The organism is Alloprevotella sp. OH1205_COT-284 (assembly GCF_003859795.1).
Taxonomy (GTDB): Bacteria; Bacteroidota; Bacteroidia; order Bacteroidales; family Bacteroidaceae; genus Alloprevotella.
The window spans coordinates 102,974-125,335 of sequence record NZ_RQYI01000001.1; the positions used below are offsets into that span (position 1 = coordinate 102,974).

Sequence of the window (22,362 nt, forward strand, 5' to 3'; positions counted from 1 at the left end):
TCCCTCATGGAAAAGGAAGCGAGCCGCTTTCGTTTTTAATGGCACCGATGCAACAAGTGCCGCTTACAGACTTTGCAAGATGCGCTCTCCGCGTGCCGCCTCTGCGGCTCCCAGTTCCATGAATTTATGAAGCGTGTTGAGCGCGGTGCGTTGCACCTCTCTGTCGTTGCGCTTGGCGCGCAACTCGCTTTCGAGATGATCCAACACTTCGTCGGTGTCGCGAGGCGAAAGGCGAAAACCGTCCATAAACAAGCGTCCGATCAGCAGCCATGCCAACAAACGACTCATCGGGGCATCGGCCGCCATGAGCCGAAAAGCCAAATCGGAGGCAAAGTCACAATGTCGCAACAGATGCAACACCAACACCTGCGCCTCTTCGGCAAAGGCGAGTTGCTCGATCCACAGCAATGCCAACTCCTCGTCTACCTCTTCGCGAGGAATGATCATGGGAGCAAGCAGACGTAATTCTCTGATATCTTCTTTCCAGAGTGCCAGAGCAAGAGCGGTGGTATGAGGAATATCCTTGGAGATTTCGATCAGTCGGGGCTGATCAACTCCAAAATTCACGCGATAGGTCAAACCCTGACGACGCATCGAGCCGCTGACCATTCCGTTCATGGCAGCACGAAGCAGGCGTTTTATCTCGCGAATTTGGTCTTCGAGAGGTAGTTCTTGGGAAATCATCGAGTAAAGGAAGTTTTAGAAATATGCAATGAGTTTGTTTTCGCAAAGATACAAATAAAATAAAAATGCAGGATGCTTGATCGAAGAAAATATGCAAGAAAGCAACAAAAAACAGCCCTTTCCAAATCAGGTTGCCCGACAAATCGGAACATCATTAAAACATTCGCTTACGGCCGACGTTTTTCATAAATCTCTTGCAAAATCCGCTTGGCTACGATCGGCCTATAATGCGCCGCCTCGTAGTAATTTCCATAATCCTCTGTTATCGAGTTTACTCCGGAATAGTCGAAAACACGATTGCTCCCAAAAAGGTTGCACAAATAAGTTACATCTTTTTTATTCAACTTGATTTGGTTATATAGGGGAGAAATGATGATTTTATATTGGCTTCGGTGTTTATCCAAAATGAGTTTTAAGGCTTTCAACAGTTCTTTTTGTTCTTCTTTGATGACACTCTCCCTCATCGTCGGATGTTGAACGCCCTCAAAAAGTTTCATGCGCTCGGCGGTATAGTAAGTTCCTGCCAATATCTCATTTTCAAAGGCCGTTTCTTTCACCTCATTGCTCACGACGTCATACTCCATGTCATAATTTTCAAAGAAATGATTGACAACCATATAGTCTTTGATAATCCCCGAATAATAATAGTCACAGACGGCATAAGCAAATTTCAGATTGAGGAATGATTTCCAATGTGCAACATGAAAGCCGAAAACGTTCCGATATGATTCCAAAACGGGGGAGAGGTAATACAAATGACTGTCTTTCTTTGGCTCTGCCTGCTCCAATAAGGTATCATCAATTACGAACAAAGCATTTTTTATCGTATCGTTGTTTGCATCCAAATACTCCACCTTTTTCAAAACTCCATACAACGACTCGGCAGAAGCATCAAAATGATAGCAAGCATGCTGTTCTCCTATCAGTGCCCGCCAATCGGAAACCTCATAATACATGCTGCGCGAATTGCCGAAAATAAAACTGTCGTAATCTGTTTTTTCTCTATTGCGCATGTAGGTCATCGTGCTGACATAATCTCTGTCCAATGCCACGGGGATTTCTCTTTCAAGATAAAAATTGTCGTAGTTGCCTATCACCATGAAAGGGTCTGCCACAACATAGCCGGCCACATGCAACCAAAAGGGAATGGAAAATAAAAGTATTTTCTTTATAAATCGTTTATAACCGGGCATCATTATGATTGATATTGAAGTTTATCCGACTGCAAGGCGGCAGCTCAAAGCCATACCCCCGAACAGGCTAAAATTGAAAGTAAATGAAATCGGCCTTCTCGGCGGAGCAATTAAAAATCACCATTATCAGCGTGTAATACAAGATATATCTGAAAACAGCATATTTGAAAAAGGAAAAACGCTCCAACTGCAAAACGTGAGCACGATCTCTTTGCAACCATTCCGCCAAACACATAAAAATCACCAAGAAAACCAGACGTTTTCCATGTTGTGGCAGGCCAAATTGAAATTGGGTAAACATACGCACCAAATATGAAAGCGCATCCGCCATGCTGTCGGAACGAAACAACACCCAGCCCAACATGACCAAAAAGAAGGTCATTCCCATTTTGGAGATGTCGCCCATGGCAGTGAGCACGCCCGCGTTGTTCATTCGGTCATTGTTTTTTCTCAAAGACTTCACAAAAAACGTGGGAACGAACAAAAACGCATGATACAAGCCCCAACAAACAAAAGTCCAATTGGCACCATGCCAAATACCGCTGATCCCAAAGACGATAAGAGTATTCAAAAAAAGTTTGGAGCGACTCACTCGATTTCCTCCCAAGGGGATGTAGATGTAATCGCGAAACCATGTTGTCAGCGAAATGTGCCACCTGCGCCAAAAGTCAGATATATTTTTCGCAAAATAGGGGTAATTAAAGTTGCGCATCAAGTTGATGCCAAACAACTGCCCCGTACCGATCGCTATGTCCGAATAGCCGGAAAAGTCGCCATATATTTGGAATGCAAACAGGAATGCTCCCAAAAACAAATCGGCACTCCCCAAATGCTGATAATCATCAAAAATCATATTCACCACCACGGCGCAGTTATCTGCCACGACCATTTTCTTAAAAAAGCCCCACAATATTTGGCGCATACCATCTATGGCTTGGGCATAATCAAATCGGCGCGGTTGAAGAAATTGAGGCAAGAGATTTGCGGATCGCTCAATGGGACCCGCCACCAACTGAGGGAAAAAGCATACAAAAGCAAAAAATGCAACGACATCCTTGGTGGCTTTTATCTTACGCCGATACACATCAATCGTATAACCGATGGATTGGAAAGTATAGAAACTGATTCCCACCGGCAACAGAATGTCCAAGGTTACCCTGTCGAGCGTATAGCCCATTTGACCGAACAAGTCGGACAGGGATTCGCTAAAAAAGTCGAAATACTTAAAAATGCAGAGAATCAGCAAATTCAAAACTATATTTCCGGCACTGATGTATTTCTGACATTGCCTGTTTTTGTGTGCTCTCTCCAAAAAAACACCTGACAAAAAACTACTCCCCGTAGTGACGGCTATCAACAAAAGAAATCGCCAATCCCACCAACCATAAAAAACATAACCGGCCATTACCACAAAAAGGTTTTGCCAATGCAGTTTGTTCCGTAAGCTCCAATAGACTAAAAACACTATCGGCAAAAAGACAAGAAATTGTATGGAGTTAAACAGCATGATCAATAATAATGATACCAAAAGAATGTTGTAAATCAGGCATATTTACAAACGATTTATAATAGAACTGCAAAGATATAAAGAATCTTGCACATGAACACAACGATAAATCCGGAGAACGAGCCATGTTTTTTGTGCCGCCCATTCCGGCTTGTCTGATGATTTCACAATATTCTCTCGAAAAACGAAAAGCCCAAACTCTCATCAACCGGCATCACACCGACAAAAAGATAAAAGCCCCCATTGCAATTCCTACAAAAACTTCTCTCATCAAAAAAAGAAATAGATGTCGCCATACGCCTGCCGCCCGAACACCGGCGGAACGGCCGGACGTCACTACCTCAGAGCTAAAAAAAACGGCCTCTGAGGCAGACAATTCTATCTCTTAGTTTGTGAAAACTACTTCCTTCAAAAACGGGGAGTTCGGAATAGCCTTTCGTGCACGCGCGCGTATACCATAACATAGTTTTTTGCCTTCACTGCTTCCGCTAAAAGGCGTAAAACGCTGAATATCAACTCAATGTTTGCGAAGGCAAGTGAAAGCAAAATAAAAAACGGATTTGTAAATCCCTGTAAATCATATTCTTAAATTGATTTTTTGCCTTCACTTTTTTGAAAAAGGGCATTTTTCGCGCCAACAGGTGAAAGCAGGTGAAGGGAGAAGAGAATTTTGCCTTCACCGTAAGACCAATGATTTTCAGACGGTTGAAAAAACCATCGAACGTTTGCCTTCGCTTTGCCTTCGCACCAAACACACTAAAAATCAAATCGATACCCATTTTAGCGGAAGCAAAACGGCAAAAAATAAAATATAGGGTAAGAAAACGGCCGAAAAGGGCGGTTTCATCGGAAACGGAAAACACGACAAGGTGAAAGAAAGCGCGACGGAACAACGAAGAAATCCTCTTTGCCGAAAAAGGAAAGAAGACCGAGAAAGCCGGTTGCGGAGGTCGAAAAACCGCACAGTTTCGCACACAAAGACTATGTTTTTCGGCCACTCTCGCAGAGCACAATCCTCAAACAGAGGGAGGGATCGGAGGGGCGGAGAAAAATCATATATAAACTTAAAAAAGGGCGAAAAAACAAGCTTTTGTTTTTCTCTTGAAAAAAGTCTTTTTAATTTTGCAAAGTGAATTATCATGCCCGTATTGTGCCTCATTGTCGTTTCAGAGGTGCGAATACGCGGTTCGGTCATGCTTCAAACGAAGCCCGACAGATGCCGGCACGGTGATCCGTCACCGACAAGGCTTGTTCTCAAAACAAATCTCCTTATGCTCAAAACACTGACCGCTATCCCTCTTCTGTCCGTCGTTTTCGGATGCCTCTTCACGGCTTGTCTGTCCGACAACCAAACCGAAATCGTCGTTTCCAACGATTGTGTGGTGACCCAAATCAAACTGGGAAAGCTGCACCGAGAGATCAAAACACGCACTGCCGACGGAAAGAAAGACAGCGTTTATGTGCAAAACGTGCCGGGCAGACTCTATGAGCTGACGATCGACCAACACAACAACACCATTTACAATGCCGACTCTCTCCCCTTCAACACCAACGTGAAGCGGGTGGTGTTGTCGGCTTTGTCCGTAAGAGGAGGAGCCACCCTGCAATCGCTCGCAACGGGACGCGACACCATCATTTCGCTGACCGACTCGATAGACTTCTCGCAGCCGCGCCGACTCACCATTCACGGAGAAGACGGCATTTCAAAACGCACCTACACCATAGAGCTGCGTGTTCACCGCGAAGAGGGCGACAGCGCGAAATGGAGTCGCCGGAGCGCGGCCGATTGGGATGCACGTCATTTTGCCGACGTCCAAGCAGGAAAGTTTGCTGCTTCGACACTGAAATTCAAAATCGAAAACGGAAAAATATATCGCTCCGCCAACGGCCTCGACTGGCAGGAAGATGCCTGCGATGCCGCCGACACTCCATTTCTCCCCACGACGGGAGTGGTGGGAGTGGGGTTGCCCATGCGCAAAGACGGAAAGCTGGAAGAGGTAGTGATGTATGGCACGCAAAACGGCGAGAGCCGCATTTGGAAACGCCATGTAGACCTGAGCGGAACTTATGATTTCAGCTGGACATACTACCCCGTCACCGCAGAAAATCCGCTGGGCGCGCCGGCCTTGAACATGCCCTGCCTGCTGCCCTTCGACGATGGTTTGCTGTTGATCGGCGTTGATGCCGGGCAGCGGTTGGTGATGCGTTTCAGTCGCGATCGCGGTCGCACGTGGAAACACCACGACACATTCCGCTTGCCGTTTGAAGCCGCCGAAGTGTCGGCTTTGAAAGCCACTGTCGATGAACACAACAACGTGTGGCTGCGCATCGGACAAGACACGGTGTGGAGCGGCACGATCAACAGATTGCAGTGGAAAAAGGTGAAACACATCTTTTTCTGAACAAGCCGACACAAAAACACGGCCGAACGGCAGACGACGATCCGACCACCGACGACAGCGGCCGACTTTGCCGTGAAGATCCGACTAACCGAAGCGTATTTATGAAACCTCTTCTTTCTCTTTGTATCTGCATCTCGGCGCTGATGATAGGGATTGCCCTTCCGCTGAGGGCGCAAGACGAAGAGTATTACACCAAAGAAATCGGGGGCACGTTGGGCACGAATTTCATGCTCAACGATGTCAACTCCTCGTTCTACGGCGGCTCCAACTTTTCGGGCGGAGCCTTGTTGCGCTTCGTGCTCAACCCCCGCATGGCCGTCAAAACCATGCTCACCTACAACTTCACACGAGGCGATGCCTCGACGATGAAGGGCTTCTATCCGTCGCAGTTCGACCAAATCACCACCGATCGGGTTGCACACCGATTCGACGGCGGTTGGGCGGATCTCTCCACCGTCTACGAAGTCCACTTTCTCCCCTACGGCTATCACCGAGGCTATCAAGGCTATCGACGCCTCGTGCCTTTCATGCAATTCGGTCTCGGTCTGACATACGGCGACATCGGAAAAGCCTTCACGCCCAACGTGCCTATCGGCTTCGGTTTGAAATACAAACTTCGACCGCGCCTGAATTTGGCACTCGATTGGACGTTTCATTTTACCTTGTCGGATCGCCTCGAAGGACTTGCCTATCCGGCCGGCATCAAAAGCGATATGTTTCGCAACAAAGACCACTATGGGCAAACGATGATTACGCTCACCTACGACTTCTCACCACGCTGTCCGGCGTGCCACAAAGCAGAATAAAAAATGATCGAACTCGACCCTCACCGCATACCCCGACACATTGCCATCATCATGGACGGCAACGGACGCTGGGCAAAAGCCCGCGGACTCGACCGAACAATGGGACATCAGGAAGGAGCTGCCACGGTGCGCAACATCACCGAAGCAGCCTCTGACTTGGGGGTGAAATATCTGACCCTCTACACCTTTTCGACCGAAAACTGGAACCGTCCCGCCCCCGAAGTGGAAGCCCTCATGGCTTTGATCATCGAGAGTTTGGAGGAAGAGTTGTTTATGAAAAACAACGTCCGGATGCGCGTCATCGGCGACCGAGGACGATTGCCCGATTTTGTGAGGAAATCCCTCGAACGCTGCGAAAACAACACTGCCCGAAACACCGGAATGACGATGGTGCTGGCATTGTCCTACTCCTCGAAATGGGAAATCACCGAAGCCGTGCGCACCTTGGCCGCCAAAGCCGCGAAGGGCGAAATAAAACCCGAAGAAATCGACGAAAACGCCATTTCGGAAACACTCGCCACCCACTTCATGCCCGATCCCGAATTGCTCATCAGAACGGGAGGTGAATGTCGTTTGAGCAACTATCTGCTTTGGCAATCGGCTTACAGCGAACTTTATTTCACCGACACCTTCTGGCCGGATTTCAATCCCGACTGCTTGAAGCAAGCCATTGCCGACTACCAAAATCGCGAACGACGATTCGGAAAAACCTCAGAACAAGTGACCGAAAAGGCCTAATACGCCCTACAAATTTTTCTTATGAAATATCTGCATTTCTCTTTTCTCCTTGTCGTGTCTTGGATCATGGCATCGGCCGCCGGAGCACAAACCTTCGTCTCGCCCGACATCGTCTATTCTGCGCGCCCTTCAAAATACGAGTTGGGGGGCATCGCTGTCGATGGGCTGAAAGGGTATGACGACGAACTGCTCATCAACATTTCCGGTCTTGAAGTGGGCAAAACCTATCAAATTCCGGGAAGCGACATCACACAGGCCGTTCGCAACTATTGGAAACAAGGACTTTTCTCCAACGTAAAGATAGAGGCCGACAGCATCGTGGGCAACAAAATCTATCTGCACATCAAACTCACCGCGCAACCCCGCATCTCGTCGATCAGATTCAACGGAATGAAAAAATCGGAACGAGAGGAGATCGAAGCGCGCATTCCTCTGAAAACGGGCAATCAGATCACCCCCAACTTGGTGGATCGTGCAAAACGCCGCATCGTCAAATACTTTGAGGAGAAAGGCTATAAAAATGCAGAGGTCGACATCGTGCAACGAGAAGACATCACGGCCGACAACAAAATGATGGTCGATGTCAATGTGAAGAAAAAAGACAAAATACGCGTCCACAAAATATACATCACCGGCGTTGACAAAGACCGCGTCAAATCGCTCAAAAACGCGATGAAGAAAACCAACGACCGAAGTACGCTCAAAAAGTGGTTTAACTCGAAGAAGTTCCTTGCCGACAAATATGAAGAAGACAAGGGATATCTCATCGATAAAATGAACTCATGGGGATATCGTGATGCCCTCATTGTGGCCGACTCGGTCGTGCCCTACGACGCCAAACACGTGGACGTTTACATCCACCTCCACCAAGGACAAAAATACTACATCCGCGACATCAAATGGGCGGGCAACACGGTCTACTCTTCCGACATGCTATCGGCTTGGCTCAAAATGGGCAAGGGGGATCTGTACAACCAAACTTTGTTGCAAAAACGATTGTCGGGCGACGAAGACGCAATCGGAAAGCAATACTACAACAACGGCTATGTGTTCTACTCGCTCGACCCCGTCGAAGTAAACGTGGACAAAGACAGCGTAGACCTCGAAATGCGCATCACCGAGGGCAGACAGGCTACCTACAACCGCATCCGCATCTCCGGAAACGACCGCGTGTATGACCACGTCATTCGCCGCGAACTGCGCACCAAACCGGGCGACCTCTTCTCGATGGATGCCCTCGAACGCTCTGTGCGCGAATTGGCCGGCATGAACCAATTCGACCCCGAAGTGTTGCAAAGCGAAATAGGCAAAAACATCCGTCCCGACCGCTTGTCGGGAACGGTAGACATCACCTATCCGCTCGTCACCAAAGGAGGCGACCAAGTGGAACTTTCGGCCGGTTGGGCACAAACGGGACTCACCGGACGTGCAAGCCTAAAATTCACCAATTTCTCAATTCAAAACCTCTTCGGACGCGACGGATATAAACGAGCCGGATTCATTCCACAAGGCGACGGACAGACGCTGCAACTTTCGCTACAAACCAACGGACGCTATTACCATAGCTATTCTTTCTCATTCATCGATCCGTGGTTTGGCGGCAAACGCCCCAACCAATTCTCGTTCTCGGCCTTCTTCTCGAAGCAAACGGGCATCCATTCCAGCTTCTACAACAACTATGGCCTGAACAACATGATGTATGGCTATGGTACGAATTCGAGCTATTACAACTACGGCAATTTCTACGATCCCGACAAATACATACAGCTCTTCGGACTGAACGTAGGTTTCGGAAAACGCCTGCGTTGGCCGGACGACTATTTCACGTTCATGGCCTCGATCGGATACACGCGCTACATGCTCAAAAATTGGCAAGGTTTCCTCATTTCCAACGGACATAGCAACAACATCAACGCTTCCGTCACCCTTGCACGCAACTCCACGGATCATCCTTTCTTCCCCCGACGCGGTTCGGAATTTTCACTCTCGCTCACGGCTACACCTCCTTACAGTCTGATTGACGGAAAAAGCTACAAAGGACTGGCGGAAAATCGCAACAGTGCGACCTACGAAAAAGAAGCGCAGGAAAAATATCGTTGGATCGAATACTACAAATGGAGCTTCAAGTTCCGCACCTATACGGCACTCAATTCGAGCTTCAAACACTGCCCCGTGCTCATGACTCGCGCCGAAATGGGCATATTGGGAGCCTACAACAAACACCGCAAATCGCCCTTTGAAACTTACTACATGGGCGGTAGCGGCATGTCGGGACTTTCCACCGGATTTGCCACCGAAACCGTGGCTTTGCGCGGATATGACGACGGTTCGATTGCCGGTGCCAACTACCAAAATGCTTATGCCTACACCAGAGTTATGCTCGAATTGAGGTATCCCCTCATGCTCGAAAACTCAACCTCGATCTATGCCCTTGCCTTTGCCGAAGGCGGAAATGCTTGGACGGATGTTTATAAAATGAATCCTTTCAAGCTCAAAAAATCCGTCGGCGTCGGTGTACGCATCCTCCTGCCCATGATCGGATTGATGGGTATCGACTGGGCGTATGGCTTCCAAAAATACGGAAACAACGGCGGTCAAAAGATCGGCGGAGGACAATTCCACTTCGTATTGGGACAAGAGTTCTAAACAAAGTTCCCCCGGAGCATCTCCCGACCTTTTCGCCGTGCATCGTTCAAAGGGCGAACAAGAAAACGAAAATAGACGATTCGTTCACAAAAAAGCAATTACAATCTATGAAAATCCTCATCACGGGAGCTTCCGGTTTTGTCGGATCTTTTTTGGTGGAACATGCTTTGAAACAAGGTTTTGAAGTGTGGGCGGCTCTGCGCGTGGGCAGTTCGCGTCGCTACTTGCAAGACCAGCGCATTCGATTTATCGAACTCGATTTGGGAAGCGACGAAAAATTGCGACGGCAACTCGAAGCGTTCAAAGAAAAGCATGAAGCATTCGACCACGTCATACATGCCGCAGGAGCCACAAAAGCCAAAGACGAAGCTGCATTTCGCCACACCAACACCGAGGGAACAATCCGATTGGCACGTTTGCTTTCGGATTTGAAATTGCTGCGCGGAAGATTTGTATTCGTTTCTTCGCTTTCTATCATGGGCAACGTCTGCGACATGCCTCTGCTCGACAACAAAGGAAAACCGCTGCCCGGATTTGAACGCTATCGACCGATTTCCGAAACCGACACGCCTCAACCCAACACGGCCTATGGCCGATCTAAACTGGATGCAGAAAAAGGATTGGCCGACGTTGAAGATCTTGACTACATCATTCTTCGTCCGACAGGTGTTTACGGCCCTCGCGAACGCGACTATTTTCTCATGGCCGACAGCATTCGCAAACACATCGACTTCGCAGTCGGTTTTACGCCGCAGGCCATCACTTTTATCTATGTTCTCGACCTTGTCGAAGCATGTTTCTTGGCTCTGACCCGCGGCGAATGCGGACGGGCTTATTTACTTTCAGACGGAGCAACCTACGACAGCCGCGCTTTCAGCGACTTGTTGCAACGGGAAATGGGGGTGCGCAATGTGTTGCACATCACAGCTCCGGTGTGGTTTTTGCAAATCGTTTGCCAACTCAACACTTGGCTCTCAAAACTGACGGGAAAGATGTCGGCCTTGAACATGGACAAGTTTCACATTCTTCGACAACGCAACTGGAAGTGCGACATCGAACCGGCACGGAAAGAACTCGGATATACGCCCCAATGGACATTGGCACGAGGCGTAGAAGCTGCCGTCGATTGGTATAAGAAAGAGGGCTGGCTCTGATACCGGCACAACGAACTTTATAAAAAAAACATTTTCTACACAATGAATAAAATAATTCTTGCTTTTTGCCTCTTGGCCGCACCCTTAGCGGCAGAGGCGCAACGAGGCAGCATCACTGCCGAAATGCTGACCAAGTTCAGAAAACAACAAAGCTCATCGCCCTCAGCTCGTGCGTTGCAAAATGCCCTCACCATGAACGGTATCGACGCCGTGGCCACCATGAGAAACACGGCAGAAAACAACGATACTTATTTTTCCAACGAAGCTCCCTCAAAAGGAATCACCGATCAGGCTTCGAGCGGACGTTGCTGGCTCTTCACCGGGCTGAACGTGATGCGCGCACACATCATTAAAGAAGAAGCTCTCAAAGAGTTTCACTTCTCGCACAGTTACAACTCTTTCTATGACCAACTCGAAAAGTCGAACCTCTTTCTGCAATCCGTCATCGACAACGCCGCAAAACCCATGAGCGATCAGAAGGTGGAGTGGCTGTTCAAAAATCCCATTTCCGACGGAGGAACATTTACCGGCGTGCAGGATTTGGTGAGCAAATACGGAGCTGTGCCGGCTGAGGTGATGCCCGAAAGCCACAATGCCAACAACACCTCGCGCATGGCTTCTATCCTCAGTTTGAAACTTCGAGAATATGGTCTGACGCTTCGCAAGGCTTATGCCTCCGGCGAACGCGACAAAAAACTTGAAGCTCGCAAGACCGAGATGCTCGGCACGATTTATCGTATTCTCGTGGCTTGTTTGGGAGAACCGCCCACAGAGTTTACTTGGACGATGCGTGCTGCCGACGGCCGACCCGTCAGCACGGAGAAATACACACCGCTCTCTTTCTATCGTCGATTTGTGGGTTGGAATCTGATCGACAACTATGTCATGCTCATGAACGACCCCTCGCGACCGTTCCACAAGACTTATACCATCGATCTTGACCGCCACGCCTACGACGGACACAACTGGACGTATATCAACCTCCCTATCGAAGAAATCAAGGAGATGGCCATCGCGAGCATCAAAGACAGCGTGCGGATGTATTATTCGTGCGATGTCGGCAAGTTTTACAACCGCAAGACGGGTATTCTCTCGCTTGACAACTACGATTACGCCACATTGTTCGACACAGATTTTCCGATGACAAAAGCCGAACGCATTCAAACGTTTGCTTCGGCTTCGAGCCACGCCATGACCCTTTGTGCCGTTGATCTCGACGAGCAAGGAAAAGCCAAGAAATGGAAAGTGGAAAACTCATGGGGACCGACCAACGGCGTGGGCGGTCATCTGATCATGAGCGACAAATGGTTTGACGAGTATACGTTCCGACTTGTCGTAGAAAAGAAGTATGTTCCGGCAAAAACGCTCGAACTTCTCAAACAAAAGCCCACACTTCTCCCCGCTTGGGATCCTTTGTTTAAGGGCGAGGAGTAAATACTTTCAGCCGCGATATGCACAAGGCCGCTTTCCACAATAGGAGGAGGCATTGTGCATATCGTGTTGCTTTATTCCGATTACAATGAAAAGCATCCGCATTTTTTGCAAAAACACCAATGCCTATCACGATGTGCCGAAAGGAGCTACGCTCGAAGACGTATATGAGTTGCTTAATTTGCAGATACCTCATTGCGTGACGAGCTGCAAGGTGAACAACCGCGTCGAAGGTTTACACTATACGCTGAATGACTCTCGCGACATCGAATACCTCAATCTCACCTCTCCCTCCGGCCTGCGCACATACACTCGCAGCCTCTTTTTTGTGCTCTACAAGGCTGTTTACGATCTCTATCCCGGTGGAGAAGTTCGCATCGGAACTCCTGTCAGCAACGGCTACTATTGCCGGCTCGACATCGAGGGAGGAGTGACGCCCGAAGTGGTGGATCGACTGCGCGAACAAATGTTGAACATCGTCAGAGCCGACTTGCCTTTCCGACGTGTCACGGCACACACCACAGAGGCCATCGAACTGTTTAGATCACAAGGTTTGACGCAAAAGGTGAAACTCCTCGAAAGCATCGGCGATCTCTATACTCATTATTATATCCTCGACGGAACGGTCAATTACTTTTACGGATCGCTCCTTTTGCGCACAAGTCAGTTGCGTTTGTTCGACGTGATGAGTTTCGGCGAAGGCATCTTACTCCGTGTCCCCGACTCCGAAAATCCGGATCGGCTTCGACCAATGAAAGAACAGCGCAAGATATTCAGCATATTCCAAGAGCAGCATCGCTGGCAAGACATCTTGGGTTGCACAACGGTGGGCGAACTCAATCAAGCCATCAAAGCCGGTTACACCAACGACTTGGTGAACGTGGCAGAAGCATTGCAAGAAAAAAAAATTGCACAAATCGCCACCTATATCGCCGAACACGAACAACTCAAAGTCGTGCTGATTGCAGGGCCTTCTTCGTCGGGAAAAACAACCTTTGCCAAACGACTGAGCGTACAGCTCATGGCCTCGGGGAAAAAGCCTGTCAGCATTTCGATGGACAATTATTTCGTGGATCGAGAACTCACTCCTCTCGACCAAAAAGGTGATTATGATTTTGAACACATCGAAGCGGTTAATCTTCCGCTTTTCAACGATCAAATGTGTCGTTTGCTCAATGGAGAAGAAGTGGAATTGCCCGTATTCGACTTTCCGACCGGCAAGAGCAGACCGAGCGGAAAAAACTTGCGTCTAAAACCCGACACCATTCTCATTCTCGAAGGAAATCATGCGTTGAACCCTCGCATGAGCGAATGTATCCCGGCCGAAAACAAATATAAAATCTATGCTTCGGCACTGACCACCATCATGCTCGACGACCACAACTATATCCCCACCACCGACAGCCGATTGTTGCGCCGCATCTGTCGCGACTATAAGTATCGGGGATACCATCCTCAGGAAGTTATTCGTCGATGTGCTTCTGTCACGGCCGGTGAAGAGAAATGGATATTTCCTTTCCAAGAACAAGCCGACGTGATGATCAACACCGCACTCATCTATGAGTTGGCGGCTTTGCGCGCACAAGCCCTGCCATTATTGGAAATGGTGCCCGAATGTGCAGCCGAATATTCAGAAGCCTATCGCCTGCGCAAATTTATCACCTACTTCACTCCTATGCCCATTGAGGCCGTTCCTCCCACCTCTTTGTTGCGAGAATTTATGGGACACAGCGTTTTTAAACATTAGATTTGCCGAAAAATCAAAAGAGCTGTGCCAAAACGATTGTTTTGACACAACTCTTTTTCGATACTCGATGTGACCGTCATGATTTTACAACTCCATACGCCGTTTCTTTCCTTTTTTTAATCGCCACAGTTCTTTGCTTCTTCTCTACTCGTCATGAAGTGTTAACACACACAGATTCTCTTTTTCCCTCTCTGTCTTTATCATTCTACAGACATGTCGATGCCGAAAACCTCCTCTCCGAAAAACGAAGCCAACTTGGGTCGTGTATTGAAATACACCGGCCTTTTCGGAGGTGTGCAGGGGATATATGTGTTATTGTCCGTTTTGCGCAATAAGTTTTCCGCCATATTTCTCAAAACGGCCGGCATGGGACTTCTCGACAGTTATGCCCGTTCTGCCGAAATGATTGGTTCGGCCACCAATTTTGGTGTGGCGTTTAGTGCCGTTCAACACATTTCACGTCTCTACGACATCGGCAACGAAACAGCCATCTCCCACTACGTTCGTTTGGTACGTTCGTGGATCATGCTTGCCGCCCTTTTGGGCGGTTTACTCACGGCTTTACTCTCTCCGCTGTGGTCTTATCTGATGTTTGAGAGTTTTTCGCATACCCTCCCTTTCATCGCCCTTGCTCCTTTGGTTTCCATTAGTACGATTTCGGGAGGCGAAATGGCTGTTCTCAAAGGTCTCCGCTGCTTGCGAAGCATAGCTTTTATTTCTACCATCGGAGCTTTTCTCACCCTTTTGATTTGTGTTTTTTTCTATTGGCAATGGGGGTTGAAGGGTATCATTCCCGCACTGCTGCTTTCCTCTTTTTTCTCGTTGCTTCTCCAATTACACCACACGCATCGCCGCGTCCCCTATGTCGTTTGTCTGACTTCATGGCGTTTTCTTCGCCGTGGCTATCGCATGGTGCGTTTAGGATTGGCTTATGCGCTGTCGGGGTTTATCGCCGCCGGTAGTGAAGTGTTGGTGCGGTCGTTGTTGTTTCGCATATCCGAACGCGTCGGCCTGAGCGGTATGGAAACCGTGGGCATCTATGCCGCCGGTTTCACTCTGACCGTTTCTTATGCCCGTTTGATATTGATGTCCATGGACGCCGACTACTATCCCCGCCTTTCGGCCGCCACCACCGACGTGGTGCGTCAAAACATCGTCGTCAATCGTCAGATCGAAGTTTTGGTGCTGCTCATGGCTCCTTTTCTCATTCTCTTTTGCATGTTGCTGCCTTTTTTGGTACAATTGCTCTATACTTGCGACTTTACGGCAGCCGTTCCCATGGCCGTTGCCGCAAGCCTTTATATGTATTTCAAAGCCGTCAGCACGCCCATAGCCTATTTGGCTTTGGCACATGCCGACAGTCATCGTTATCTGCTTGTGGAAGCAAGCTATTCGTTATTTTTTGTGTGTTTTGTCGGTTTGGGTTTCTACTACGGCGGATTTATGGGATCCGGTCTCGGACTTTCGGCCAGCTACGCCCTTTATTTGGGAGTTGTGTGGCACACTTATCATCGTCATTTCGGATTTTCGTTCAATCGCGGCACTCTGCGCCGCTCTTTCATACAGTTTTTGCTGTTGCTCTCCGGCATTGGCGCGGTGTTTCTTCCGGCACATTGGAAATATATCGCTGCCATGACCTGCCTGCTTGTTTCGTTATTGTTTTCTTGGAGTTTGTTGAAACATGAAATACGTCACAAAACACGAAACATCCGATAAACTCGTTCGTTCGGCAAAACATCGCTCCTGCCTCTTTCCGCATTGTCTTGTAAGCCAAATGCGATCTGTTTCATTTTTGGGATTTTCGGGTTTTCGACAAAACAGACATCCAACCTTTGAGAAGCATAAAAAAATACGTAACTTTGCCCTATAAAACAACGGCTGATCCGTTTCCGCCCGATAGCCCGATGGCTCTTATCTTTCGCAAGTCGGTTTTCGGGTCGGTGTTTCTCTCGAAAAAATAGTATTTTTCAAATATCCTTTCCCATGATTTTCTTTTTCCGCACCCCTGCGAAGAGCATCATCGCCACGAGTGTCGATCATCATCTCTCGCCCGAAGAAGTGAAGGAGCTTTGCTGGCTCTACGGCGATGCCGTGCTCGAAGAAAACACCGTCTTGAAAGGTCGGTTTGTCGGCCCGCGTCGTGAAATGATCACCCCTTGGAGTACAAATGCCGTTGAGATTACACAAAACATGAATCTCAGCGGTATTTCTCGTATCGAAGAGTTCTTCCCCGTCGAAAGCGAATCCGCCGACCACGACCCGATGTTGCAAAGACTCTACGACGGTCTCGACCAAGAGATCTTCACCATTGACCGCCGGCCGGCCAAGATCGAAACCATCACCGATCTCGAAACCTACAACGAACAGGAAGGTCTTGCGCTCTCGCCGGCCGAAATAGAATATTTGCACGGAGTGGAACAGCAGTTGGGACGTTCGCTCACCGACTCCGAGGTATTCGGATTTGCCCAACTCAATTCAGAACACTGTCGCCACAAAATTTTCGGCGGAACCTTCATCATCGACGGCGAAGAGAAACCCTCTTCTCTCTTTGCGATGATCAAAAAAACAACGGCCGAAAATCCTCATCGCATTCTTTCTGCCTATAAGGACAACGTGGCGTTCAGTGCCGGCCCCGTGGTGGAGCAATTTGCACCCGTCCGCCACGACACGAGCGATTTCTTCGTCATTCGCGACATCGAAAGCGTGATTTCCCTCAAAGCCGAAACCCACAATTTCCCCACCACGGTCGAACCCTTCAACGGAGCCTCGACGGGCACGGGCGGTGAAATTCGCGACCGCATGGGCGGTGGCGTCGGTTCGCTGCCCATTGCCGGAACGGCCGTCTACATGACCGCCTACCCTCGTCTTGAAAACGATGAACGCGAATGGGAAAACACCCTGCCCGAACGCGAATGGCTCTACCAAACGCCACAACAAATTCTCACCAAAGCCTCCAACGGAGCTTCCGACTTCGGCAACAAATTCGGACAACCGCTCATCACCGGATCGGTGCTCACGTTCGAACACAACGAAAACAACGAAAAATACGCCTACGACAAAGTCATCATGCTCGCCGGCGGCGTGGGCTACGGCACGAAGCGCGACTGCCTCAAAGGCACTCCCGAAAAAGGCAACAAAGTCGTTGTCGTGGGTGGCGACAACTATCGCATCGGTTTGGGCGGCGGTTCGGTGTCGAGTGTAGACACGGGTCGCTACTCGTCGGGCATCGAGCTGAATGCCGTTCAGCGCGCCAACCCCGAAATGCAAAAGCGTGCCGCCAATCTCGTGCGCGCCCTTTGCGAAGAAGAGGTGAACCCCGTCGTTTCCATTCACGACCACGGATCTGCCGGACACGTCAACTGCCTCTCCGAACTCGTCGAGGAATGTGGCGGCATCATCGATATGAACCAACTTCCCATCGGCGACCCTACCCTCTCGGCCAAGGAAATCATAGCCAACGAGAGTCAGGAGCGCATGGGTTTCCTCATTCAGGAAGAACACATCGACCACGTGCGCCGCATCGCCGAACGCGAACGCGCCCCGATGTATGTGGTCGGCCAAACCACGGGCGATGCTCATTTCGCATTCCGTCAGGCCGACGGCGTCCGCCCCTTCGACCTCGACGTGGCACAAATGTTCGGCCATTCGCCCAAAACGATCATGACCGACGAAACCGTGGAGCGCAAATACGAAAACGCCGCCTACGACGTGACCCGCCTCGATGGCTACATTCAAAACGTGCTCCGTCTTGAAGCCGTGGCCTGCAAGGACTGGCTCACCAACAAAGTCGATCGTTCCGTCACCGGAAAAGTGGCTCATCAGCAAACGCAGGGCGAATTGCAACTTCCCCTTGCCGACTGTGGCGTAGTGGCTCTCGACTATCGCGGCCGCTCCGGCATTGCCACCGCCATCGGCCATGCTCCTCAGGCCGGTTTGGCCGATCCCGCCGCCGGCTCGGTGCTTTCCGTTTCCGAAGCCCTCACCAACCTCGTCTTCGCTCCCCTTGCCGACGGGCTCGACAGCGTCAGCCTCTCGGCCAACTGGATGTGGCCGTGTCGCTCCCAAAAGGGCGAAGACGCCCGCTTCTATGCCGCCGTCGAAGCCCTGAGCGACTTCTGCTGCGCATTGCAAATCAACGTACCCACCGGCAAGGACTCCCTGTCGATGACACAACAATATCCCGACGGCGAAAAAATCATCAGTCCGGGCACGGTCATCGTCAGCGCAGGCGGAGAAGTGAGCGACGTGCGCAAGGTTGTGCGTCCCGTTGTCGACAACAATGCCGACACCACCCTCTACCACATCGACTTCTCGTTCGACAATCTGCATCTCGGCGGTTCGGCCTTTGCCCAAACCCTCGGCAAAATCGGTAGTGACGTGCCCACCGTCAAAAATCCCGAATATTTCCGCGACGCTTTCAACTCCGTTCAGCAGCTCATCAAGGAAGGTGTCATCCTCTCCGGTCACGACATCAGTGCCGGCGGCTTGCTCACCTGCCTGCTCGAAATGTGTTTTGCCAACGTCGAGGGCGGCCTCAACATTTCGCTCGACGGCTTTGCCGACACCGATCTCGTCAAAATCCTCTTTGCCGAAAATCCCGGTATCGTGGTTCAAGTGTCGAAAAGCAACGACGGAGCCTTCCGTTCGCTCATGGACACCCAAGGCATTGCCTACACTGCTCTCGGACAACCCACCGGAGAACGCCACATCCTCGTTGAAAAAGACGGCGCACAATATCATTTCGGCATCGACCACTTGCGCGAAGTGTGGTATTCCACCTCCTACCTGCTCGACACCCGCCAGAGCTTCAACGGAAAAGCCGCCGAACGTTTCGAGAACTACAAGCAACAACCCCTCGAATTCAACTTCCGCCCTCAATTCAAGGGTACGTTCAAAAGTCTCGGCATCAATCCCGACCGCCGAGAGCCGTCGGGCGTCCGTGCCGCCATCATCCGCGAAAAGGGCACCAACGGCGAGCGCGAAATGGCCTACATGCTCCACCTCGCGGGCTTCGACGTGAAAGACGTCACCATGACCGACCTCGTTTCCGGTCGTGAAACCCTCGACGACATCAACATGATCGTGTTCTGCGGCGGTTTCTCCAACTCCGACGTGTTCGGTTCGGCCAAGGGATGGGCAGGAGCCTTCCTCTACAACCCCAAAGCCAAAGCCGCTCTCGACCGCTTCTATGCCCGCCAAGACACCCTCTCGCTCGGTGTCTGCAACGGCTGTCAGCTCATGGTCGAACTCAACCTCATCAACCCCGAACACCAAAGCCGCGCCCGAATGCTCCACAACGATTCCCACAAGTTTGAAAGCGGCTTCGTGGGCGTCACCGTCCAAACCAATCGCAGCGTGCTCTTCGGTTCGCTCTCCGGCGATCGTCTCGGCATCTGGGTGGCTCACGGAGAAGGCAAATTCTCCCTCCCTCTCGAAGAGGAAGCCTACAACGTTGTGCTCAAATACAACTACGACGGCTATCCCGCCAACCCCAACGGCTCTTCCTACGGAGTGGCCGGCATTGCCAGTGCCGACGGTCGCCACGTGGCGATGATGCCCCACTTGGAACGCTCTTTCCTGCCGTGGCAAAATCCACACTATCCGGCCGAACGCCGCACACAAGATTGCACTCCCTGGCTCGAAGCCTTCGTCAATGCCCGTCAATGGGTTGAAGCACACAAAGCATGATTTCGATGCAGAAATGAACTTTTCATCAGAAAATCTTTGTATCTTTGCTCAGCATAAAAACATCTTCGTCAAAAGACAAACCCAATAAATAATGATATGAAAAGAATCGTATTGCTCCGTCACGGAGAAAGTCAGTGGAATCAAGAAAACCGCTTCACCGGTTGGACAGATGTGGATCTCACCGAAAAAGGCATCGGCGAAGCCCAAAAAGCCGGAGAACTATTGAAAAAAGAAGGTTTCAACTTCGGCATGGCCTACACTTCCTATTTGAAGCGCGCCATTAAAACCCTGAACAACGTGCTCGACAAAATGGACGCCGACTGGATTCCCGTGAAAAAAAGCTGGCGCCTCAACGAAAAGCACTACGGCGAACTCCAAGGCCTCAACAAGAGCGAAACCGCAGCCAAATATGGTGAAGAACAAGTGTTGGTATGGCGTCGCAGCTTCGACATCGCTCCCAATGCCATTCCCGAAGACGACAAGCGCAACGCCAAGTTTGAAGCACGCTATGCCGAAATTGCCGATGCCGAACTGCCTCGCACAGAATCTTTGAAAGAGTGCATCGCACGCACCCTCCCCTATTGGACGGCCGTCATCTTCCCCACGTTGAAAAAAGTAGACGATCTCCTCGTCGTTGCTCACGGCAACAGCCTTCGCGGAGTGATCAAACATCTCAAAGGCATCAGCGACGAAGACATCATCAGCCTCAACCTCCCCACTGCCATTCCTTACGTGTTTGAATTCGACGACGATTTGAACTTCGTGAAAGACTATTTCCTCGGAGATCCCGAAGAAGTAAAAAAACTCATGGACGCAGTGGCCAACCAAGGCAAGAAATAAGCCAACGGTCTCACAAGTCTATTTGAAAAACGAAGAAAGAGTTTGACAGGTTTGTCAAACTCTTTCTTTTTTGTCAAGACCCCTTATTTTTGTGTTCGTCAGATCAACAGAGTGCCGTCCGGATAATGTTGATCATCCTCCCTTAAAAAATACACTGCCCTCCCCATGTTGCGGATACTGCCTCAGTGATAGATTTTTCTACTCGTTACTCCGTTTTCACTACCCCTTAGGTAAAACGCGTTTCGAAGCATTAAGGTATATCCGGACAACCCGAAGAGGAGGATGGACAATGCTTCGTAAAAGAAGCAACTTTCACTCCCTACCAAGACTTTTTGTTATTTTTGTCTACATTGTCTACACTACCCTTGCCAAGTCACAGATATATAATCCGTTGCGAATGTAGACAACACGGAAAATTAACTACATTCGTAGCCGAAACCTACACACTGCATCAAGAAGGTGTGCAGATGTCCTAACCCCAAATCATGTAGGCAGTGTAGGTTTTTGGAAAATCTGTCTACATTCCTTTTCGTCTGTTTATCATTGTCTTAGCTTCTGTCAATGTATATTGGAACGCTGCCACATACACTTTTATATCACTGAATTTCAGCGAAATGGTCGTCGCAGTGTATGTTTTTCGACAATTTTACGAGATGAACATAGAGGAAAGCCCGCATAAAGTGCCATTCTTCTTCCCAAAAAACACGTTTGATGCGAATCCAAAGATGCGTTCGAGTCTATCACGGAGAAAATACACGAAGAAATCACCGGAGAGAGAAAAGAGGCGTCGAAGCAAACGATGGCCGACTTGTCCGATAGAATTAAAGCCCTTTTGAAGGCTCTAAAACATTTCAACGCTCCACAAATAAAAAGCTGTTTTAAGGCTTAAAATAATTCCATTGCCGCACCATTTCCCACATCATGATACCTGCCGTGACGCTCACGTTCATCGAATGCTTCGTGCCATATTGCGGAATTTCTATGACCAAATCGCTTGCATCGACCACTTCTTGCGAAACACCTTTCACTTCATTTCCCAACACCAAGGCATAACGCCGATTGGGATCAAGTTCAAAATCGGGGAGCATCACGGAATTTCTGCACTGTTCGATCGAAATGACTTGACAGCCTTCTGCCTTTAATTGTTCTACGGCGCGAAGCGTTTGATCGAAATACTTCCATTGCACGGCATCTTCGGCTCCGAGTGCCGTTTTGTGAATTTCAACATTGGGAGGCGTGGCAGTGATGCCGCAGAGCCAAACTTCGGAAATTCTGAACGCATCGGCCGTGCGAAACACACTGCCCACGTTGTACAGACTTCTCACATTGTCCAACACGATGATGAGGGGGATTTTTTCAGATGCTTTGAAAGCGGCGACGTCCATGCGTCCCATTTCTTCCACATTCAGTTTTTCGTTCATGGTGCAAAGATAATCGTTTTCGACAATATTCTCATTCCGACAGGTCAAAAGCTCTACAAAAAACATCGGGAAAAGTTGTGGAAAAACCTGTGCAAAACACAAGGA

The 22,362-nt window shown here is 49.5% G+C and carries 15 protein-coding genes; 11 read left to right on the forward strand and 4 right to left on the reverse strand.

The genetic code is table 11. The features are described 5' to 3' along the window. Positions 1-63: 63 nt before the first annotated feature. The 3 genes from EII14_RS00410 to EII14_RS00420 all read right to left on the reverse strand — a co-directional run bounded on the left by EII14_RS00410 (position 64) and on the right by EII14_RS00420 (position 3,384). Complete coding sequence (locus EII14_RS00410) at positions 64-684, reverse strand: DNA alkylation repair protein (RefSeq protein WP_124930599.1); 621 nt, start codon at positions 682-684, stop codon at positions 64-66. A 167-nt stretch (positions 685-851) separates the two neighbouring features. Then, the gene (locus tag EII14_RS00415) at positions 852-1,880 is read right to left on the reverse strand and encodes a hypothetical protein (RefSeq protein ID WP_124930600.1); all 1,029 of its coding nucleotides are present in this window, start codon (positions 1,878-1,880) and stop codon (positions 852-854) included. 64 nt (positions 1,881-1,944) lie between these two features. Further along, a complete protein-coding gene (locus EII14_RS00420) occupies positions 1,945-3,384 on the reverse strand; it encodes an MBOAT family protein (RefSeq protein ID WP_124930689.1) in 1,440 nt (479 codons plus the stop codon). Between the two features lie 590 nt (positions 3,385-3,974). On the opposite strand from EII14_RS00420, the gene EII14_RS09420 reads away from it, so the two are divergent. The 11 genes from EII14_RS09420 to gpmA all read left to right on the forward strand — a co-directional run bounded on the left by EII14_RS09420 (position 3,975) and on the right by gpmA (position 20,836). Beyond that, a complete protein-coding gene (locus EII14_RS09420) occupies positions 3,975-4,199 on the forward strand; it encodes a hypothetical protein (RefSeq protein ID WP_124930601.1) in 225 nt (74 codons plus the stop codon). 456 nt (positions 4,200-4,655) lie between these two features. Continuing rightward, a complete protein-coding gene (locus tag EII14_RS00430; protein ID WP_124930602.1) occupies positions 4,656-5,786 on the forward strand; it encodes a DUF6242 domain-containing protein in 1,131 nt (376 codons plus the stop codon). Continuing rightward, complete coding sequence (locus EII14_RS00435) at positions 5,756-6,592, forward strand: hypothetical protein (protein WP_233569311.1); 837 nt, start codon at positions 5,756-5,758, stop codon at positions 6,590-6,592. The genes EII14_RS00430 and EII14_RS00435 overlap by 31 nt, the downstream gene beginning before the upstream one ends. Before the next feature lie 3 nt (positions 6,593-6,595). Then, on the forward strand, positions 6,596-7,330 hold the full coding sequence (locus tag EII14_RS00440) for an isoprenyl transferase (RefSeq protein ID WP_124930603.1): 735 nt from the start codon (positions 6,596-6,598) through the stop codon (positions 7,328-7,330). A gap of 21 nt (positions 7,331-7,351) precedes the next feature. Further along, positions 7,352-9,976, forward strand: coding sequence for an outer membrane protein assembly factor (locus tag EII14_RS00445; RefSeq protein WP_124930604.1), 2,625 nt, complete (start codon positions 7,352-7,354; stop codon positions 9,974-9,976). Between the two features lie 107 nt (positions 9,977-10,083). Then, positions 10,084-11,130: an NAD(P)-dependent oxidoreductase gene (locus tag EII14_RS00450; protein ID WP_124930605.1), complete on the forward strand. Its 1,047-nt coding sequence runs from the start codon at positions 10,084-10,086 to the stop codon at positions 11,128-11,130. Positions 11,131-11,172: 42 nt separating this feature from the next. Further along, positions 11,173-12,564, forward strand: coding sequence for a C1 family peptidase (locus EII14_RS00455; protein WP_124930606.1), 1,392 nt, complete (start codon positions 11,173-11,175; stop codon positions 12,562-12,564). Between the two features lie 85 nt (positions 12,565-12,649). Beyond that, complete coding sequence (locus tag EII14_RS00460) at positions 12,650-14,308, forward strand: nucleoside kinase (RefSeq protein WP_124930607.1); 1,659 nt, start codon at positions 12,650-12,652, stop codon at positions 14,306-14,308. Between the two features lie 213 nt (positions 14,309-14,521). Further along, positions 14,522-16,024, forward strand: coding sequence for a hypothetical protein (locus EII14_RS00465; RefSeq protein WP_124930608.1), 1,503 nt, complete (start codon positions 14,522-14,524; stop codon positions 16,022-16,024). 267 nt (positions 16,025-16,291) lie between these two features. Beyond that, entirely contained in the window at positions 16,292-19,996 is a 3,705-nt protein-coding gene (gene purL / locus EII14_RS00470) for a phosphoribosylformylglycinamidine synthase (protein ID WP_124930609.1), read from the forward strand. 96 nt (positions 19,997-20,092) lie between these two features. Continuing rightward, a complete protein-coding gene (gene gpmA / locus EII14_RS00475; RefSeq protein ID WP_124930610.1) occupies positions 20,093-20,836 on the forward strand; it encodes a 2,3-diphosphoglycerate-dependent phosphoglycerate mutase in 744 nt (247 codons plus the stop codon). An 878-nt stretch (positions 20,837-21,714) separates the two neighbouring features. Here gpmA and EII14_RS00480 read toward each other — a convergent pair. Continuing rightward, entirely contained in the window at positions 21,715-22,257 is a 543-nt protein-coding gene (locus EII14_RS00480; RefSeq protein ID WP_124930611.1) for an RNA methyltransferase, read from the reverse strand. Positions 22,258-22,362: the final 105 nt, after the last annotated feature.

Excerpts from the sequence above, each read along its gene's own strand:
- purL (WP_124930609.1), top strand. The coding sequence starts at position 16,292 with ATGATTTTCTTTTTCCGCACCCCTGCGAAGAGCATCATCGCCACGAGT.
- EII14_RS00420 (WP_124930689.1), bottom strand. The coding sequence starts at position 3,384 with ATGCTGTTTAACTCCATACAATTTCTTGTCTTTTTGCCGATAGTGTTT.
- EII14_RS00455 (WP_124930606.1), top strand. The coding sequence starts at position 11,173 with ATGAATAAAATAATTCTTGCTTTTTGCCTCTTGGCCGCACCCTTAGCG.
- EII14_RS00480 (WP_124930611.1), bottom strand. The coding sequence starts at position 22,257 with ATGAACGAAAAACTGAATGTGGAAGAAATGGGACGCATGGACGTCGCC.
- EII14_RS00450 (WP_124930605.1), top strand. The coding sequence starts at position 10,084 with ATGAAAATCCTCATCACGGGAGCTTCCGGTTTTGTCGGATCTTTTTTG.
- EII14_RS00465 (WP_124930608.1), top strand. The coding sequence starts at position 14,522 with ATGTCGATGCCGAAAACCTCCTCTCCGAAAAACGAAGCCAACTTGGGT.
- EII14_RS00415 (WP_124930600.1), bottom strand. The coding sequence starts at position 1,880 with ATGATGCCCGGTTATAAACGATTTATAAAGAAAATACTTTTATTTTCC.
- gpmA (WP_124930610.1), top strand. The coding sequence starts at position 20,093 with ATGAAAAGAATCGTATTGCTCCGTCACGGAGAAAGTCAGTGGAATCAA.
- EII14_RS00410 (WP_124930599.1), bottom strand. The coding sequence starts at position 684 with ATGATTTCCCAAGAACTACCTCTCGAAGACCAAATTCGCGAGATAAAA.
- EII14_RS00430 (WP_124930602.1), top strand. The coding sequence starts at position 4,656 with ATGCTCAAAACACTGACCGCTATCCCTCTTCTGTCCGTCGTTTTCGGA.
- EII14_RS00440 (WP_124930603.1), top strand. The coding sequence starts at position 6,596 with ATGATCGAACTCGACCCTCACCGCATACCCCGACACATTGCCATCATC.
- EII14_RS00445 (WP_124930604.1), top strand. The coding sequence starts at position 7,352 with ATGAAATATCTGCATTTCTCTTTTCTCCTTGTCGTGTCTTGGATCATG.
- EII14_RS00460 (WP_124930607.1), top strand. The coding sequence starts at position 12,650 with ATGAAAAGCATCCGCATTTTTTGCAAAAACACCAATGCCTATCACGAT.